Origin of the sequence: Streptomyces sp. NBC_01298 (genome assembly GCF_035978755.1) — a bacterium.
GTDB lineage: Bacteria > Actinomycetota > Actinomycetes > Streptomycetales > Streptomycetaceae > Streptomyces.
In genome coordinates this window covers 15,330-32,446 of the sequence record NZ_CP108415.1, presented here as the reverse complement: position 1 = coordinate 32,446, position 17,117 = coordinate 15,330, and the positions used below count along the sequence as shown (strand labels likewise).

General features: G+C 70.9%; 15 protein-coding genes. 5 read left to right on the top strand and 10 right to left on the bottom strand.

Annotated elements, in window-relative coordinates; genetic code table 11:
- The first annotated feature begins 74 nt into the window (after positions 1–74).
- The gene (locus OG730_RS41405) at positions 75–872 is read left to right on the top strand and encodes a hypothetical protein (RefSeq protein WP_327309747.1); all 798 of its coding nucleotides are present in this window, start codon (positions 75–77) and stop codon (positions 870–872) included.
- A 95-nt stretch (positions 873–967) separates the two neighbouring features.
- Here OG730_RS41405 and OG730_RS41400 read toward each other — a convergent pair whose 3' ends face one another.
- Positions 968–1,576 (bottom strand): hypothetical protein, encoded by a 609-nt coding sequence (locus OG730_RS41400; protein WP_327309748.1) that lies wholly within the window; start codon positions 1,574–1,576, stop codon positions 968–970.
- A 339-nt stretch (positions 1,577–1,915) separates the two neighbouring features.
- Here OG730_RS41400 and OG730_RS41395 point away from each other — a divergent pair, with 339 nt between their 5' ends.
- Positions 1,916–2,830 (top strand): hypothetical protein, encoded by a 915-nt coding sequence (locus OG730_RS41395; protein ID WP_327309749.1) that lies wholly within the window; start codon positions 1,916–1,918, stop codon positions 2,828–2,830.
- 12 nt (positions 2,831–2,842) lie between these two features.
- Here OG730_RS41395 and OG730_RS41390 read toward each other — a convergent pair whose 3' ends face one another.
- Together OG730_RS41390 and OG730_RS41385 are read right to left on the bottom strand one after the other, a co-directional pair.
- Positions 2,843–3,106 (bottom strand): DUF6225 family protein, encoded by a 264-nt coding sequence (locus OG730_RS41390; RefSeq protein ID WP_327309750.1) that lies wholly within the window; start codon positions 3,104–3,106, stop codon positions 2,843–2,845.
- A gap of 241 nt (positions 3,107–3,347) precedes the next feature.
- Positions 3,348–3,632: a hypothetical protein gene (locus tag OG730_RS41385; protein WP_327309751.1), complete on the bottom strand. Its 285-nt coding sequence runs from the start codon at positions 3,630–3,632 to the stop codon at positions 3,348–3,350.
- Between the two features lie 179 nt (positions 3,633–3,811).
- Between OG730_RS41385 and OG730_RS41380 the strand changes: the two genes are divergently transcribed.
- Positions 3,812–4,684 (top strand): hypothetical protein, encoded by an 873-nt coding sequence (locus tag OG730_RS41380; RefSeq protein ID WP_327309752.1) that lies wholly within the window; start codon positions 3,812–3,814, stop codon positions 4,682–4,684.
- A gap of 118 nt (positions 4,685–4,802) precedes the next feature.
- On the opposite strand, the gene OG730_RS41375 is transcribed toward OG730_RS41380, so the two are convergent.
- Positions 4,803–6,035: a hypothetical protein gene (locus tag OG730_RS41375; RefSeq protein ID WP_327309753.1), complete on the bottom strand. Its 1,233-nt coding sequence runs from the start codon at positions 6,033–6,035 to the stop codon at positions 4,803–4,805.
- Positions 6,036–6,041: 6 nt separating this feature from the next.
- Positions 6,042–6,446: a hypothetical protein gene (locus tag OG730_RS41370; protein WP_327309754.1), complete on the bottom strand. Its 405-nt coding sequence runs from the start codon at positions 6,444–6,446 to the stop codon at positions 6,042–6,044.
- Positions 6,447–6,856: 410 nt separating this feature from the next.
- On the opposite strand from OG730_RS41370, the gene OG730_RS41365 reads away from it, so the two are divergent.
- Positions 6,857–7,240: a hypothetical protein gene (locus OG730_RS41365; RefSeq protein WP_327309755.1), complete on the top strand. Its 384-nt coding sequence runs from the start codon at positions 6,857–6,859 to the stop codon at positions 7,238–7,240.
- A 629-nt stretch (positions 7,241–7,869) separates the two neighbouring features.
- Here OG730_RS41365 and OG730_RS41360 read toward each other — a convergent pair.
- Positions 7,870–8,880, bottom strand: coding sequence for a DUF8094 domain-containing protein (locus OG730_RS41360; RefSeq protein ID WP_327309756.1), 1,011 nt, complete (start codon positions 8,878–8,880; stop codon positions 7,870–7,872).
- 403 nt (positions 8,881–9,283) lie between these two features.
- Between OG730_RS41360 and OG730_RS41355 the strand changes: the two genes are divergently transcribed.
- Positions 9,284–10,246: a LuxR C-terminal-related transcriptional regulator gene (locus tag OG730_RS41355; RefSeq protein WP_327309757.1), complete on the top strand. Its 963-nt coding sequence runs from the start codon at positions 9,284–9,286 to the stop codon at positions 10,244–10,246.
- 696 nt (positions 10,247–10,942) lie between these two features.
- Here OG730_RS41355 and OG730_RS41350 read toward each other — a convergent pair.
- From OG730_RS41350 to OG730_RS41335, 4 genes are all read right to left on the bottom strand, one after another.
- Positions 10,943–11,896 carry a hypothetical protein gene (locus OG730_RS41350; protein ID WP_327309758.1) on the bottom strand — a complete coding sequence of 318 codons (954 nt, stop codon included), beginning with the start codon at positions 11,894–11,896 and terminating at the stop codon, positions 10,943–10,945.
- Positions 11,897–11,900: 4 nt separating this feature from the next.
- Positions 11,901–14,687 (bottom strand): DEAD/DEAH box helicase, encoded by a 2,787-nt coding sequence (locus OG730_RS41345; protein ID WP_327309877.1) that lies wholly within the window; start codon positions 14,685–14,687, stop codon positions 11,901–11,903.
- A 255-nt stretch (positions 14,688–14,942) separates the two neighbouring features.
- Complete coding sequence (locus OG730_RS41340; RefSeq protein WP_327309876.1) at positions 14,943–16,079, bottom strand: methyltransferase domain-containing protein; 1,137 nt, start codon at positions 16,077–16,079, stop codon at positions 14,943–14,945.
- A gap of 43 nt (positions 16,080–16,122) precedes the next feature.
- A complete protein-coding gene (locus OG730_RS41335) occupies positions 16,123–17,004 on the bottom strand; it encodes a radical SAM protein (protein WP_327309759.1) in 882 nt (293 codons plus the stop codon).
- Between the last annotated feature and the right edge of the window lie 113 nt (positions 17,005–17,117).

Here is a 17,117-nt window from a genome sequence, read left to right as displayed (position 1 = left end):
ACCCCCGCACCCGGCGGCCCCGCACGCGCAGCACGGTCCTGACCCCAGCCGTGCCTGACCACAAAGAGGCCCCCATGACGCGTCTGTTCGACCGGCAACTCGCCCAGCCCCAGCCGCCCTCGCTTTACGACTTCCTGCAGACCGTGCAGGCAACTGGCGACGACAGCCCCCGAGCGATGAGAGTCCGCAGGCTGCTGGCCTCCCCGGAAGCGGCGCGTCTGGCCCGCCAGGTCCGGCCCGGCGGCACCGGCTTGTCCGTACGCGAACTCCACGGTGCCCGCGTCGTCGCCGCCGAAGCGGTCCACGACAAGGTCTCCCGTACCCCGGCACCGGAGCTGTTCGCACGCCTGCGCCACCAATCCGTTCTTCCCCGGCACCAGCTCACGTTCATCGAAGCGCAAAAGCTCAACTCCCTGGGGCCGGTGACAGCCATCGGCTGGCTCGTCACCAGCCGCCCGGCCGAGGACGGGTACGCCATGGAGGCCTACTTCTCGACCGAATGGGGCAGGGGCAAGCTCTTCTCGCCCCTTGCCGCCTTCCACTTCGCCCTGGACCACAACGGCCGCTACCGTCCCGAGGCCGGCAGCGACCTCCCGCACGTCGCGATGGCCACCCCGGAGGATCCTCAGCGGCCTGGCCTCCTCCCCGAGATCCTCGACCCCATCGCACAGAGCCTCTCGGGCACCACGGCCACGCTCCTGGCCACGCTGGCCGTCCTCGACAAGGCCGTGCACCTGCCGGAGACCATCCCGGACCCGGCGCAGTCCGCCGCCTACCGGCGCCGAGCCGGCCGGGCCCTGGTGTCGTACCGCAGGATCTCCGCCGACACCCCGGCACTGCTCGATCTCGTCGCCCCTCATCCCGCCGCCTGACCTGTCACGGCAGGCGCCCAGGCCGCGCCTGCCGCGTCACCAAGTGCCGCGCCCCGGCCTCGGCAGGACCACGCCGCCGGACCGGACCGCGGCAGCTACGGCACCTTCCACGCCAGCGGATCCTTGTAGTAGCCCTGGGAGTAGGTCACCTTCCCCACCTTCGCGCCCGCGGGGATCAGGTACGGCGCGCACATGCTGCGGCTCTCGCCCTCCTTGAAGACCGACTCCAGGTCCTCACTCGTGCAGTCCGTCGGTCGGCTGCTCAGGTCCCCGAAGAGCAGCAGCCGGGTCGCCTTGGCGCCGTCGGTCGTCTTCGCGCCGACGTTCGTCATGACCATCGGGCCCTTGACCGGCTCCCCGCCCACATGCCGGGCATCCACGTACACCCACGCCACCTTCTGACCCGCGAACTTGCCGTCCTCGCCCAGCCCCTGCAGATCCTCCGGCTTGCCCTCGACGACCTTCTGCGGGGTGATCAGGAACTTGCCTGTCGTGTCCCACCGAGTGATCTCCTGCTCCTCCTGGCTGGGCTGGCCGAGCACGAGCTCCTGCGCCCCTGCCGCGCCGCCGGGCCGGGCACTCTTCGCGGCCCCGCCCGGCGAGCCGCCCGCAGTGGGGCCGCACCCCACCGTCAGAGCCAGACCGCCAAGGAGAGCCGCCGCCACCAGGGGGCGGTACCGCCGGGACCGAACACTGCGCTGCATCGTCATCGCTTCCTGTCATCCGAACACGGAGAACCACTGGGTCGCGGCCATCGTGGGCACCGCGGCCCAGCCCAGCCCGCGCCCGCCAGTACTCCTCCCGCCTCGCGGGCACGAAGCATCCAGTGGCTCTCCCCGTGTCCCGCCTCACGGGCCCGCCCCCGCCGCACGGCGCCGCCACCACCCCCGCGGCCGCGAGCAGACTTCCCGCACCACGCAACGCCCAGCGAGCCCGCGTCCCACCCCACGGGAGGCGCCGCTGCCGGACCGCGCCGGAGCCCACCGCCGGCCCTAGGCTGCCTCGAGGGCCCGGCACCTCAACCACTGGCAGCGGGAGGACTCTTGGACACCAGCATGCTGCGCACCCCCCTGATCGCGCAGACCGTCGAGGCACTCGTCGCGGACGGCGGCGGACTCATCACCTACGAGCAGGGCATGGGCGGACGGGAGACACTCGTCGCCGCGGCAGCCGCTCTCGCAGCCCGCAATGGATCCCCGCTGACCATCGTGGAGTCAGTGGTCCTGCACGAGGAAACCCGCGCGACGGTCGCCGCGCTCCAGCCCGGCGTGCAGTGCACGGTCATCTCCGCCCGCGACGCCGCACTCCAGCCGCAGCCCGCATCCGGCAGCGTCCTGGCCGTCCACGCCGATCTGCTCAGAGACCCGATCGCCCGTGAGTCTCTGCTCGAACTGGCGCGAGCTGCCGACCACCTCCTGGTGGCCCGCCACGACTACAGCGACCCCAGCCTCGACAGCCTCGCCGGTACTGCCCACCGACTCGATCGACCGTCCTTCATTGCCGCCGCGAACAAGGCCTCCGCCCGTTGGGCCCAGACGTTCGCCCCCACCTACGTCCCGCCGCCGATCGAGCAGCGCGACGGACGCCTGACACGCCAAGAGGCAGCCGTAGGGGACAGAGACGACTTCACCGAGTACTTCGAGCGCAAGCAGCGCTTGATCGCCCAGCTGAACCAGCAGACCACTGACGGGCCGGCTGCGGACGGTGTCGAGTACATCGACCTTGCCGACATCGAGGCAGTCACGCACGCCGACCTCGACCGGCTCGCCGCCGAGGAGCAGGAGCGGATCGCGGCGTTCGTTGAACGTCTTGAGGCGCGGGCACGCGACCGGATCCAGCGTGTCACCCAGGCGGGCGGGACGGACCCTCACCTGCCCCGTGCACCGGCTCAGCAGGACCAGCGACAGGCCACCGCCCACCAGCACCAAGCCTCCGACGGGCGGGCGCCCGGCCGGTAGCACTCTCCGGGATCACTCCACGTCGAGGTAGTACGCACCCGCCGCGGCATCGGCGAAGAGCGTGAACCGGACCTGAGGCGGGACCGTTTTGCTGCCGTCTGCCAGCTCCACGGGCTCAGCGTTGACCAGTACGAACTCGTCGTACCCGCCGACGAAGTCACCCGGCCCGTCTGCCACCCCGACATGGATCGGGGTCTCATCGGGAACTGCGGTGAGCGCGTTCCGCAGCTGCCCTGCCGTCCACACCTGCGGCACGTGATCGAACATCTCAGCCATGGCCAGAGGCTAGGGCGCGCACTGCCCGCTCACGCCGCGCCGCGCCGGTGAGAACAGCTCATCAACTGCGAAGCCGGGTCGCCTCGGCGCCCGCCGCGGCCAGACCGTACGCTGGGGGAGCCGATGGCCAGGGTTTCTGGTCCCGTGGGGCCCGCCGAGTGAGATCCGGGCCCCACAGTCGTCTCCAGACTGCTACGGGCTGCCCGACTGGTCGCCTGCGCCGCGGGCGGTCGGGTCCGGTCTACTGGCCGTCCGTCCCGTCGTCGCCGGGGAAGCGCACGTTCCAGTAGTCCACCGCTGCCGACGGATCAGGGCGGTGCGGCGTCCACGCAAGGCCGTCCACGTCGTGGCCCCAGCTCTTCAGCAGCTCGGACGCCCATTCCTTGGCGCCGTTCACAGCGTCGGCATCCAGCCTGTCGTCCATCACGGCCGTGTGATCGCTGTCGCCGACGCGGTGCAGCACCCACGCCGCGTCGTCGCTGCCCTCCATCGCGTACGCGAGGATCAGCTTTCCCTCATCCTGCATCGTGGCCTCCAAGCCGAGTGTGGTTCATATCGGGGCCAACCATGCCATCGGGTACTGACATGGCTGTTCGGGCCGCAGGCTGTTGCACGATGCCGGCGCCACCGCACCCGTCCTGGAATTCACCGGCGCGCGAGCAGCTCCGCAGCGGACAATCACCCGGAAAGACAGGAGGCGGCCGGATGGTTGCGGAGTTGAAGTTCGAGGACGGCACCCACATCAGACTGCGGGCGCCGGAGCAGCACGGCGTCCCGGCCGTGGGACTGCTTCCTGGGCTGGGCGCGCACCGCCTGGCCGTACGCATCGACGTCGAACCCCTCAACGTCGCCGACGGCGTCAACCACTTCACGCTCGCCGGCGAACTCCGCGCGGCCGAAGGCATCGGCTGGATCGGCTCCTTCCTGCCCACCCTCGTACCGCTGCGCACCAAGGCCACCAGCGTGTCCGCGGAGCTCGTCGTCCCGGTCACCTCCGCGCAGCTCTTGGCCCTGGAAGAGCACCGCGGCGGCCGCGACTTCAGCGTCCTGGTGGATCTGCAGGGAACCCTTCCGCAGAGCACCGCACACCCAGTCGCCCACCTGCAGGAGACCCGGCAGGTCGCCGCGAGCACCTGGGAGCAGCAACTCGCGAGCGTCGGCCTGACCGCCTCGTTCACCATCACCATCCCGCTGCCGATGGCACATGGCCCGATCCGGCAGGCCGCCGAGCACCTGCGCACCGCGGACCGGCAGATCACGGCAGGCGAGTACACGGACGCGATCCGCGAGACCCGCCTCGCCCTGACACTGATGCGGACCCTGGGCGTCTGGCCCACGGGCGGCACCAAGAAGCGGGACGACCAGGACCAGGCCGACCGGTACGGGATCCTCCAGGACCGGATCGCCGCGCAGGCCGACGGCTACGCCGACATCATCCAGGCGGCCTTCAGCCAGGCCAGCGGGCCCCAGCACAACGACGGCGCCATCGCCTCGGCCGCATGGACCCGCGCCGACGCCGTCGCCCTCAACGCCCTGGCGGCCGCCCTGCTGCACCGGCTCAGCAGCGAGACCGCATAGACGCGACAGCCTGCCCGAGCCGAAGCTGGGCCGCCGTCTCGGAGTCGCCCCGCAGCGGGGCCGGCCGTCGACATAGCCCTCACCCCAGGGCAGCGCGCAGCCTGAGCCCGATGCCGCCCTACCGCAGGCGAGGCGACTGGGGTGACGGGGTCTGCTGGGGCGCCCGCAGGCTCTCGAACACTTCCCGAGCCGGCGCAGGCAGGGAGGCGGCGACACGCTGGCGACTTGCCTCCTGGAGCTTGGCGGCCATGGCCGCGATGTCCGCCTCCCGACCCGCGAGCGGATCACCGGCCCCGGCCCGGCGCGGTCTCTGACCTGGCCGCAGTTCGCCGATCTCGTCGAACCGCGCTGTGTACTGCGCACTGGCCTCGCCCCAGTACTCGGGCGCGATGGCCGCGTCGATCGGCTGGTCGAACTCGGCGGTGCGCGTGGCCCAGGGTGTCTGCGGAGACCGCCAGGACATGCCCGTCAGCTCCACCTCGATCCCCGGCGAGTCGGTGTAGGAGACCCAGGTCGTCCGCAGCTCGTGCCGCGGGATCTCCTGGCCGGGCGCCAGCCGCACCCGGAACGCGACATGGGTGACGTCTTCCGCGGGCGCCGGATCGAAGACCTGCTCGTGGGCCATGTCCTCGAACGCGGCCCTGCGGGTGGTGTGCCAGCCGGCGGCGTACGGGAGGCTGCCGTACCCGATGTGGTCCAGCAGCCGCTCGGCCCGCTCGCCCGCATCCCGCCGCTCGTCGTTCATCACCCGGCGCAGCTCGTCCGGCAGCACCAGCCGCAGCCCACCGTGCAGCTCCAGGGCCGCCGGGTCCGGCCCCTGCGCCCGGGCTTGCCGGTACGCCGACGCCCACTGGGCCGCCACCACCTCCAGCCGCTCCCCGTACCGGTACTCGGCCGCGCCATGCCCGTCCAGACCGTTCATCCGGTTCTGGTAGGCGTTGCGGGCCCGTTGCGCCATCACCACGACGGCATCGAAGTAGCGGGCCCACTCCTCCGGCGGCCGGTTGTGGATGTTGCGCTCCGGGGCCGGTTCGGCATACCGGTTCCACCAGCGCGCCCCGTCCTGGGTCCGGCCGCCGTGGTCGATCCATGCCGTCGGGTGCGCCTCGTACAGCGCGTCCATCATCACGGAGGCCAGGTTGCGACCCTGATACTCCGGCTCCACCTCCAGCATCCACACCGACAGAGCCTGTCCGTCCGGGTGGACCAGGAAGTCCAGCCGCCCCGCCGGCACGCCGCCCACCAGCGCCAGCACGCGCCGGGGCGTCCACCCCGGGTCGGCGTCGGTCTGAACGTCGGTCAGCCACAGGGCGGTCCCCGCGTTGTCGAGCTGCGCCTCGGCCCCCGCCATACCGGCCTACTCCCGCGCTGTGGGCAGCCCCACCGCGGCGACGAGGCGGCCGCTGGCGACCCGGACGCCCGGCAGCGCCGACACCGCGGCGGCCACCGCGGCGGCCACCGCCTTCTCCACCTGCTCCGAAGCTGCCGCACCCGGCAGACCCTCAATCGCGCCCGGCTCGACCTCAAGCCCGACCTGCACGGTCAGCAACGCACTCTGCCCGTCAGACACAGCCCCGGCGGAGGGATGGGCGACCAGCTGAGCGGTGCACGAGACCTCTCCCGCACGGTGGGGCTGCGTGCAGGGACCGAAGATCACCTCAGCCACGCCACTGAGCAGCTGCATCAGCCGGGCCACCTCATCGGCGGGGCCGGTCAGCTTCACCTCGGTGAACGCCGGACCGGGCGGGGGCATGTCACTCATCACTGCTCCTGGGATCGTCCAACCCCGCCCCCTTCGGGCCGGGTTACCCAAAAGGGGCGCCGACCTGCGCCCCCGCAGTCAGTCTCGCAGGGTGCCGTGGCCGCTCCGAGGTGAGCCTGCCGCGCTTTCGGGCCAGGCGGTGAGAGACCGGCCACCGGATGCCAGGCCCAGGCATCCCAACCGTGCCGCGCGTTCCGGCAGACGGGAAAGGACCGCACACCCGGTCATCTCCCACAGGGGGCTGGGCGGCAGGCCGCCGCGCACCATGTCCCGCGGGGCGGACCGGCAGACCACCCCGGGCCGGCCCTGCTCCCGTCCGGCGGGACAGCTCCCCTCTCCCTTGCCCACGGCCGACACCACCGACGCACTCTCGTGGCGTACAGGAACGCGGCCGCAGGGGAGGGGCGCCGGTGTCACCAGCCCGCAGGAAGAGCGACAGTCCCAGCCCGGGCGGCATCCACGGGACGCAGCTCATGCTCTCGGCCGAGGTCGAAGACATCACGGCCATGCGCGAAGAACGCGATCTGGGAGCGTACATGCGAGTCCTGATCAGCCCCGCCCCCACCGAGCCCGCCCCCTTGCCCACCGACTTCCGCGACCCGTCCCACATCCCCGGTGCATGGCCCGCTCCACGGCCCCCGGGCCCGGGGCACGCACAGGCCCCGGGAGGGTCCGCCTACTGCGGTTGCCTGCAGTGCCAGGTCCTGGCGGAACACGTCGAGTCCGACGCATGCGCCTGCTCGTCCTGCGCGTACGAGAAGTCGCAGCAGTCGGCTGCCCGCCACGCGGTCTGAACTCCCGGCCCTACAGGACAGTCCTGGCCAGAGCGGCATTCCCGGGCCGTGGCTCCGGCAGCCCCTGAACCGCGTCAGCGGCCACCCAGCCGCCACCCACCCCCTGAACGGCGAGCCCATGCGCTGCCAGGCCCTCCAAGTGCTTGAGGACGGTGCGCTCGGTGAACCCGACCGCCTCGCAGAGCTCCCCCACGCCGCTCTCCCGCGTTCCTGCCGCCCGTAGCGCGCTCCACGTGCGCCGCGCAGGATGGCCGAGACCCCCGTCAGCCTTGCTCGCGAAAGCCGACCCGCCCGGCTCGGGCACCGGCACTGCGGCGGGCCTCCCCTGCGAGGGCAACACCAGACTGTCCCCAACCGACGCCGGGGCCGGCGCGGCCGCGACTGAAGGCGCCCCCTGGGCGGCCCGGTCCCTACCGGTCCTGCTCACCGGCCGAGGGGTACGGTTCACACGGCGGTGCCTGCGGCCCTTCTGATGTTTGCCCATGTCGGCTCCTCCAGCGACTCGCACCCGGCTCCTGATCTCAACGAGCCTGCCAGCCCGTGGAAGCGACATGGACGCAGACGGCCCGGAGAATCACTGACACGGCTCATCACGATGACCTGTCGACGCAGCCGTGCGGTGGCAGCGGTCAGCGGGACCCGGTCAGCTCGTACCGGTAGTCGAGGAGCGTCGCGGGCCCAGTACTGCTCAGGAGCACCACACCCGTGCCCTGGAACGTACTGACAACCACAGAGCGGGACGTCGCGTTGTACACCCGCTCATCAGTGCCGGGGGTGATCAAGAGGCTGGGATCGGTCACGCGGCTCTCCTGGGTGTGCGCCAGGGGCACGATAGCGATCACACCACTCCCGGTCCGCAGCGCGTAGATCTTGCCGCTGCCCGGGGGAACAGGCTGGAAGGAAACCCGTGCCTGCGGGCCCAGGTTGGAGCCGCGCTCGGCGTACTTCTTGAGGATGCTCTTCGCGCTCTCGTTCTCGTGGGAGAGCTGCGCTCCTTCCTTCGTCCCGCCCGTTGCGAAGAGGTCCTCGACCGCCGCGCCCGCCGTGCGCGGCGCCAACGGTCCGACCGCCGTGCCCGCGTCGGCCGTGAGGGCGAGCCCCTGCTTGGTCTCAATGGGCGGCATGGACTTCTCCGGGAAGTTCGCGGCGACCTTCTTCCATGTGTTCGCCGTGTCGGCGGACTTCTCGAAGACCAGCAGCTGGCGCGAGGTTCCTTCGGTGGTGGCCTCGGCTGCGAACCAGTTTCCCCCTTCGGGTATGTAGAAATTCCGCTCTGTGAAATAGAAGGGCTTCTTGTACTCCTGCTTTTCCTTCTCGCTCAGCGTCCCGTACTGCTCGTACTGCGCCTTGCTCCGTGCGTACAGCTGGCCGGCCTCCACGCTGGAGACCAGCTCCGCGTCCTGAGCTGCGTTCGCCCGGTTGTTGACGTCCTGGTAATTGTCGAGGATGGCGTTGGCCTCGGCCTCGGTCACCACGCCGACAGGAGCGGCCGGGGCGCTGGAGCTGGGAGGAGCCGGAGTCGGCTGCGCTCTGCCCGACGGCCCGCTGCAGGCGGAGGCCAGCGTCAGGCAGGCTGCGACCGCGGCGCCGACAGCCGCGCCTCGCGATGCGCCGTAGCGGCGCAGGTAAGTGTGGGTCATGGAGAGCTCATTCCTGTCGAAAGGCCGGTGCTGTCCAACCTGATGCAGGGTGGGCCCCCCGAACCGGCCCGGCACTCGGTCTGCCCGGCAGGCGGGACGGCGTCTGCTCCCCGGGTCCTCCCGGCGGGATCGGCCCGCGCGCGGGTGCCCTTTGCGCCCGGACGAACAGTCCCCGCTGCCCGCCAGGAGCGTAGGCGTCATCAAGTGGGCTGCCATATCCAGCGGAAATGGGAACACCTGACATTTCGCGCGCCGCCGGTGGCGGGAGGCGCGCGCTGAGATCAACCTGATTGCTGAATGCGGCCAACCTTCCTGATACTGAGTTCATCTGTACTTCAGGAAGGTGAGGGAGCCATTCGTGACAGACCAGGAAATACCCTTGCCTGGAACGACCTTGACCCACATGTGCGACATCGAGGTGGAGACCTACCGACGGGCGCTTCGAGGCGAGCTCCTCGAGGAAGACGAGCCCGGCCTCAGGAATCTTCTGGCCAGGGGGGTCCTGGTCGCCAACCCCTTCCACCACGGGATCTACGTACCGACGCCCCCGCACTACCTGGAGACCCAGCTCCACGCGAGCGTGCTCAGGACACTGAGCGCCGCAGTCGAGGAGTTCGCCCAGATCCCCGCCTTCGTGCGCGAGCTCGAAGCGGAACAGCAGAGGCACGGCCAGCCCTTCAGCCCGGCCGCATCCGTCCACCTGCGCAGCGTGGACGCGGTGAACGCTGAGACGATCCGCACCACGATGGGTGCCAGCCGCGAGATCCTCACCGCCCAGCCCGGATTCCGGTCGACGAAAGTCCTCAAAGGGGCTCTGAACCGGCACATGGAGCCCGCACGGCGCGGTGTGACGGTCCGTACGATTTACAGGGCCAGTGAGCGCAGCAACGCGAACCAGAGCCAGTGGGTTGCCGAGGTGACGGCTGCCGGCGCGGAGGTCCGGACCCTGGGCGAGAGCTTCCCCCGGCTGATCCTCGTCGACCGGGCGCACGCCTTCTTCGAAGCCTTCGACGAAGACGGCGTCCTGATCCCCAAGACCGCCTGGTACAGCCAGGACCGGGCAGTCTGCGAGGTACTGGCCTTGTATTTCTATACGGGATGGGAGCGGGCAGACCCGTGGCTGCCCGATGCGAAGGACGAGCCCGCCGGCAGCACCGGGGCGGAGCACAAGACCACGAAGCTCCAGCGGACAATCTTGCGCAGTGTCGTCGCCGGCCGCGGCTACGACCAGATTGGTAAGGATCTCGGGGTGAGCGAGCGGACAGTGAGCGTGCACCTCTCGAACCTCAGGACCGCTCTCGGCTTCAAAACGCTGCCCCAGCTGGCCCACTGGTGGGCGACGTCACCGGAACGACTGCTCTCGTAGACGGCACACGAGGGTGAACCGTCGCAGAGCGGCGACGCTCGCTGCCTCGCGCTTTCAAGATGCCCGAAGGCCGCTGTCGCAGCCGCCTGGCGGCATCGAGTACCACGTTCCTACGAGACCATCCGTACGACGTGGGGTGCCACTACATGTGCGACGTGATGGACCCTGCGCTCGTATGTCCATGCGGTCGGATTCAGCCGAGGGCCGCCGGCTCGGGGGTCGGCCGGGACTGAAAGCTCGAAGCGCGTGCAGACGGCACACCCGCGGACAGGACCGGGATCCGCTTCGTGTACGTCGATCCGGTGGTCGCACAGATTGACCAGGGCCACGAGCGTCATCGCCGCAGTGACGCCGGGCTGCTCCGGATCCTCCGCGTCTCCGGACACGGCCGCGAACCGCTCACGGGCCCGCTCGAACGACCCCTGTAAGACGGCGCCGAGCGAGCAGCACTGCCCCAGGGTTTCAGGTTGGTAGACGACCACGGCACGAATGTAGGCGGGGCCGCACGGCGGCCGCGGGCGAATCGTGGAACCGGCCCGAGCCGCTTTGGCCTCGCCGATCGTGACGATGGGAACTCGCACCGGAATCAGTGTCGGTGCGGGCGCTGTCCGTCTGGAAGGATGAGGAGGGCATCCGGCCCGCTCCCGTCCGTCCGACGGCTGCTCAGCAACCCCTATCACCATGCGGCAAGGACGATCAGCCGCGAGGCGCCGCTGCTTTGCCGGGGTTCCCGAAGGCCTCCAGCCTGGTCGCGTCCTGCTCAGGCGTCAGCTGTCCAACTGGGTCGACGAGCGGGTTGCGGCGGCGGCGCAGGGCCTGGCTCAGCAGATCAGCCGCACGGGTGGCAGCACCACGGGCCAGGACTTGGTAGCCGGGATCACCGAGGTCGGGCAGTGACGCGGAGCCCCTTGGCTCGGGCGACGGCCTGGGCAGGGCCGGGAGGGGCGGAGCGGCGTGCCATTGGCGCCGGTAATAGAGATCGCGGGCGTCCGCTGCGGGAGTCGGGAGGCTCTCGGGCCGGTAGTAAGGCTGTGCGCTGAGGTGCTCGGGGTCGTCTACCAGGGCGAAGAAGTCGGTGGGGGCGTATCCGCCCAGCAGCAGCAGGGTGAGGGGCTCGTGGTCCAGGGTCCGGGCGTAGTACTCGATGAGGGCGGCGATGTGGTCGCAGACCCTCTTGCGGCTGCGACAGGGGCAGTCGGAGTTGCTGATCTCGCTGAGTGTGGGGAGCAGGCTCACGCCAAGGCTGAAGGCGAGGTCGATGATGTGGAGCATCGCGTCGTGGCTGGTGGAGGCGGCGAGGTGGTGGGCGTGGGGGCGGGTGGCGGCGGCGAGCAGGAGCCACTTCTCGCCCGGCAGGCGGGGCCAGAACACGTCGAGTGTGCGCGAGTGGGCGTAGCCGGCGCCGGGATGGGCGGGTTGCACATCCTCGACGGGAATGAGGCCGTCGAGCCGGCCAGGCCACACGGTCAGGTCGGTGATCGTCTCGACGAACGGCATCCCGGCGTTCATGCGCTGCTCGTCGCGGCGCTGCTGCATCAGCTCCCCGTACCAGGCCTCGCGGACACGGTGATCGTCCCCGGCGGTGGCGGTGGTCGGGCGGTGCACGTAGACGGTGCCGTGGAGCTCCTCGTAGGTGTGGAAGAGGACCATCGGTTCAGTGCCTCCGAAGCGCGACAAGGTCGGCGAGCTGGTCATCGCCCAGCTCGGTCAGGCCCAGCTGTTCGGCGCCCAGGACCATGTCGGCGGTTTCCCGTTTGGCGGCCAGGAGCTGGAGGACTTTCTCCTCCACGGTGCCTTCGGCGACGAAGCGGTGGATCTGGACCGGCCGGGTCTGTCCGATGCGGTAGGCGCGGTCGGCGGCCTGGTCCATCACAGCCGGGTTCCACCACTGGTCGATCTGCAGGACGTGTTCCGCGCGGGTCAGTGTCAGGCCGCTGCCAGCCGCACGCAGCGAGAGCAGGAAGACGGGGAACTCGCCGTCCTGGAACCGCTGGACGAGCTGATCACGCTGTCCGGTGGGAGTCTTCCCGGTCAGTCCCTGGTGAGGGATGCCGCGCCGCTTGAGGTGGGTGGCCAGCAAGTCGAGTACCTGCGTGTACTGGCTGAACACCAGCACGGACTGCCCCTCGGCGAGGATCTGATCGAGGAGGGTGTCCAGGAGGTCGATCTTTCCGGAGCGCCCCGCGATGACCGGATCCGGTTCCTTGAGGTACTGGGCCGGGTGGTTGCAGATCTGCCGCAGGGAGGTGAGCAGCTTCAGCACCAGGCCGCGCCTGTTGATGCCGTCGGCCGCCCGGATCTGCTGCAGGGCCTCGCGCGTGACAGCCTCGTACAGGGCTGCCTGCTCGCGGCTGAGCGGCACGAAGGCGTCCGTGTCGGTCTTGGGCGGCAGTTCGGGGGCGATGCCGGGGTCGGTCTTCCTGCGGCGCAGGACCAGCGGGGAGATGAGCGCGGCGAGGCGGGCGGCGGCCGCTGTGTCGCGGCCGGCCTCGATCGGGCGGGCGAAGCGCTCGCGGAACGCGGGCCATGTGCCGAGCAGGCCGCTGGTCGCCCAGTCCAGCAGCGCCCACAGGTCCGCGAGGGAGTTCTCCATGGGGGTGCCGGTCAGTGCGACCCGGCTGCGACTGTCGATCTCCCGCAGCGCCCCGGCGGCGCCGGACAGGGCGTTCTTGACCGCCTGGGCCTCATCCGCTGCCAGGAGCGACCATGGGGTGTAGGTGAGGCGGTCGGTGGAGCGGCGCAAGGTGGCGTAGGTGGTCAGGACGATCGCGTCTGCGGGCAGGAGCTCGAGGCTGCGGGCGGGACCGTGGAACCGGCGGACCGGCACGGTGGGGGCGAAGCGCGCGATCTCCCGCTCCCACGCACCGAGCATGGTGGCCGGACACACCACCAGCGTCGGCCCGGCGGTGGCCGCACTCTCCTGGTTCAGCAGGTGCAGAGCGATCAGCATGAGCGTCTTGCCCAGGCCCATGTCATCCGCCAGGATTCCGCCACCAACCGGCCCGGTGGTCAGATGGTGGAGCCAGGCGAGCCCGCGGCGCTGGTAGTGGCGCAGCTCCGCCTTGAGCCCGGCCGGTGATGCCACCTCGGTGTCCGCGGCGCCGGTCAGGGCGGTGCGCAGGTCGGCCAGCCAGCCGGTGGGATGGACCTCGACGCGCTCCTCGCCGATCTGCCCGGCGCCTGTCAACGCACAGACAAGGGCCTCGCCAGCGCTGACCTGCCCAAGGCGGCGTTCTCGGACACGCCGCAGCAGGGCTGCATCGACTCGCACCCAGCGGTCCCGTAGCCGTACGAACGGCCTGCGAGCCTCCGCGAGGACGTCCATCTCGGCGTCCGTCAGATCGTCGTCGTCCACGGCGGCGCGCCACTGGAACTCCAGCAGCTGCTCCGCGCCGAAGAGACGGTTGGGCGCGACAGCCTCGGGGCGCGGGGCGATGACGGTGCGCCCGGTCAGGGCGCGGACCAGGTCGCGGGGCCAGTGGACGGCGCAGTCCGCCCGGGCCAGGCGCGCGACCGCATCGCCGAGCAGCTCGTCGATCTCGGTCTCGTCCAGTTCCAGAGCCCCACCCCGTCCCGGGTCGTCGAGGAGGCGGGCGAGCGGCGGCCAGGTGCGGGCGGCGCGGCGCAGGGCGAGCAGGGACTCCATCTGCCGGGTGGCGTCCGGTGTTCCGGGCGCAGGCACGGCACGCCACAGGGATTCGGCGTCCTCGACCCGGTGCCCGCCAGCGCTGTCGTGGACCTGGACGACCGCGCGGACCCCGGTCTCACTGTCGTCGGCGTCGAGCTCCAGCCGCAACGACAGCCGTACGCCCAGCGCGGCCTGGCCGGCCATGCGGGGGCCGGCCAGGCGCAGGTGCGGTACGTGCAGGGCGGGACGGTCGGCGAACGCGGCCTGGCCGGTGACCACCGCGGCGCCGGGGGAGCGGGGCAGGAAGTCGGCCATTGCGTCGAGATACGCGGACAGCAGATGACCGGGGTCGCCCATGGTCGGCCCATGGCCCGGGGAAGAGTGCGAGAGCGCGCTTGCGTGTGCTTCCGGCGGCATGGCCGCGAGCAGTGCGTCGAGCTGGTTCTGCCACGGCCCGGGATCGGTGGTCTTCCACGCGTCGTACCCGCGCGCGGTGAGCGTCGGCGCCAGTCGGCCGTCAGCCACCAGATGCAGCGCCATCAGGGCTGCGGCACCCCAGAACCGGCACGCCTCGTGCCCATGGTCATGGGTGCGGCAGTGCACCAGCAGCGGCCAGGCATCCTCCAGCCCGAGGGTGTAGTACGGGACGCTCCCGGTCTTGGCCTTGCCGCCGGACCAGCGCACAACGGTGGTGCCGCGCTCACTGAGCCGTGCCTGGGGCGGCACGGCGAGCTGGTCGGCCGGGCCCATCGCCGCGGCCGGACGCCAGAACACGAAGCGGCCAGCGCGCGGCGGATCCGCAGGTACGAACATCGCCGGGTAGTCCGTGAGCTGATACTGACCCAACGACCCTTTCCCTTCCCCCATGTTGCGTCACCAGGGCTCTTTCCCAGCCTGGCAGCACCGGCCGGCTCCCCCGCGCCCCTACGGCGATTACGTCCGAACGAGTGAATGGTGTGGCCGGAAGCCTATGCGAGCTGGTATCCGGCGCTTGGCGACGGTCAACTGCCGTGCTGGGAACGGGCAGAGCGGTACCTCGGGCACGGGCAGACAACCGGCCAGTGGCATCTACAGGGTGGTTGACCACCGGCCGCGGGACAGCGTGGTCTGTCCGTCGGGGGTGATCGTGACCCGTGCCCCGGTCACCGGCAGCTCCCCGCCGATGATGAGGCGGTCGAGGATGCCGGTCAGCAGGTCCCACAGGCGGCGGGAGCCGCCTTGGTGGACCGTTGGCAGGTCGCGGGCTTTCGTGGTCCTGGCGCGGGCCCAGGAGCCGTCGGGGTGGGCCATCCACACGGTGCGGCCGCCGTCTTCGTGCTGCTCGGTGCGGTGCTCGATGCCGGGCGCTTCCAGTTCCAGGGTGGCCTGCACGGCCCAGGAGTCCGGGACGTAGGTGAGCGGGTAGCGGCTGACGGATCTCTCCCCGTCCTCGTCCGCGGCCTTCCATACCTCGGCGGCCGCCACGGCGTCGTCGTAGTCGTCGCCGTGGCGGGTGCGCATGAAGGTGGCCTGGTCGGAGGAGATGAAGCCGCGGGCGCCGCCGTCCGGCGTCTTGTCGGCGACGAGGATCATCGCGGTGCCGGTGATGGTGGTGACCAGCCGGCCCCCGGGGCGCAGCGCGGTCAGCCACGAAGCGGGCACGGGCCGGACGGAGACGGTGGACACGATGCGGTCGACGTCGGCGGGCAGCGTCTGGGTGATGTCGCAGACGGCGGTGCGCGGGTGCAGGCCGATGCCGGCCAGCCGGTCGGTCGCGACCTCCACGAGGTAGGGGTCGACGTCCACGCTGGTGACGAGGTGGTCGCCCAGGCGGCTGCAGGCGAGGGCGGTGCCGTATCCGGTACCGGTGGTCACCAGGGTGCGGGAGCCGTCCGCGAGCATCGCGTGCCGGTACATGGTGGCCATCAGGCTGGGCAGCGTCGAGGACGAGGTCGGCCACCTGCCGTACGGCACCATCGTGCCCGGTTCGACCTGGTCGGCGTGATCGGTACCGATCCGGGTGACTAGGGTCTGGTTGCGGTAGGCGGCCTTGAACCAGGCTTCGGGGTCGTCTGGCCCGTTGCGGACCACCCGGCCTCCTGTGCCGCGCTCCCACCAGTTCGGCACGAACAGGTGCCGGGGAGTGCAGGCGACCGGCTTCCACCACGGCGACTCCGGCCGAAGGTGCCCGTCGGCAAGACGGCGTGCGTGGCTCTCCCAGTCCAGGTCCAAGTCCCTGCGCGTCCTTCCGTGTCCGCTCGGTCGAAGGTCAGGAATCGTCGGCCGGGCCACACGGCCCGGAGTTGTCCGGTCCGCACGCGCTGTCGTCATTCGGCGCGCAGTCAGGAGGGCACAGGGCCGCCCCGGCGCGGCGCGGGATGCTCGCGGTCACCTCGGCCCACCGGTCGCTGGCCAGCACCGACGCCAGGCTCGTGTTCTTGACGCTGCCCGCGGTCAGGAACCGGCCCATCTCGCACACCGACACGCTGCCGTTCGGGAGGACGGCCGCCTTCTGGTCCCCGCACCGCCCGCACAGCGACGCGGTGGAGGGGATCGTGGTGCCCGCGGCGTTGCCGACAGCCCGCACCTGGCTGACCTGTACCTCGTGGACGCCGAGGGCCTGCATCTCGGCGCGGGCCCGCTCAGCGCGTTCCAGGTCACCCCTGTCGAGGATGGCGACCTTCAGCCGGATGCCGCGCCTGACGGCCTCGGCGATGTTGGCGCGCGTCGCCTTGTGCGAACCGGTCCGGCCGGTGACCGCGTCGTGCTCGGCCGCGAGGCTGCTGTGATAGGTCGTGGCCAGGCGCACGCTGGGGTGCTCGAAGAGCCGCCAGTGTTCACCGCGGATCTGGAGCAGGTTGCTGTAGACCCGGACGCGAAGACCTGCGTCGACGGCCCGCTGCAGCATCCGGGCGAACGCCGGATGGAGGGTCGGCTCGCCCCCGATGAGCTGGAGGTCCTTGACGCCGAGGGCGACGGCTTCGTCGATGGTCCGGTTCCAGTCCTCCTCGGTCATGCTGCCGTGGTCCCGGGTCGGCCCCGAGCCCGCGTAGCAGAGAGCAGGGCAGGTGAGTTGGCAGCGGCCGGTGATCTCCAGCGCCAGGAACCGCAGGGTGATGGAAGTGGGCGGGGCCTCCAGCGCGATCGTCATGACGCGATCGTAGGCCGCGTACCGTCAACCCGAGGGTTTTTGCGGCTATTTGGATCTCGACGGCGCAGCTGGACGTCTCGGCTGCTGGTCTTCTCCTGGGCGGGGCTCGGCGA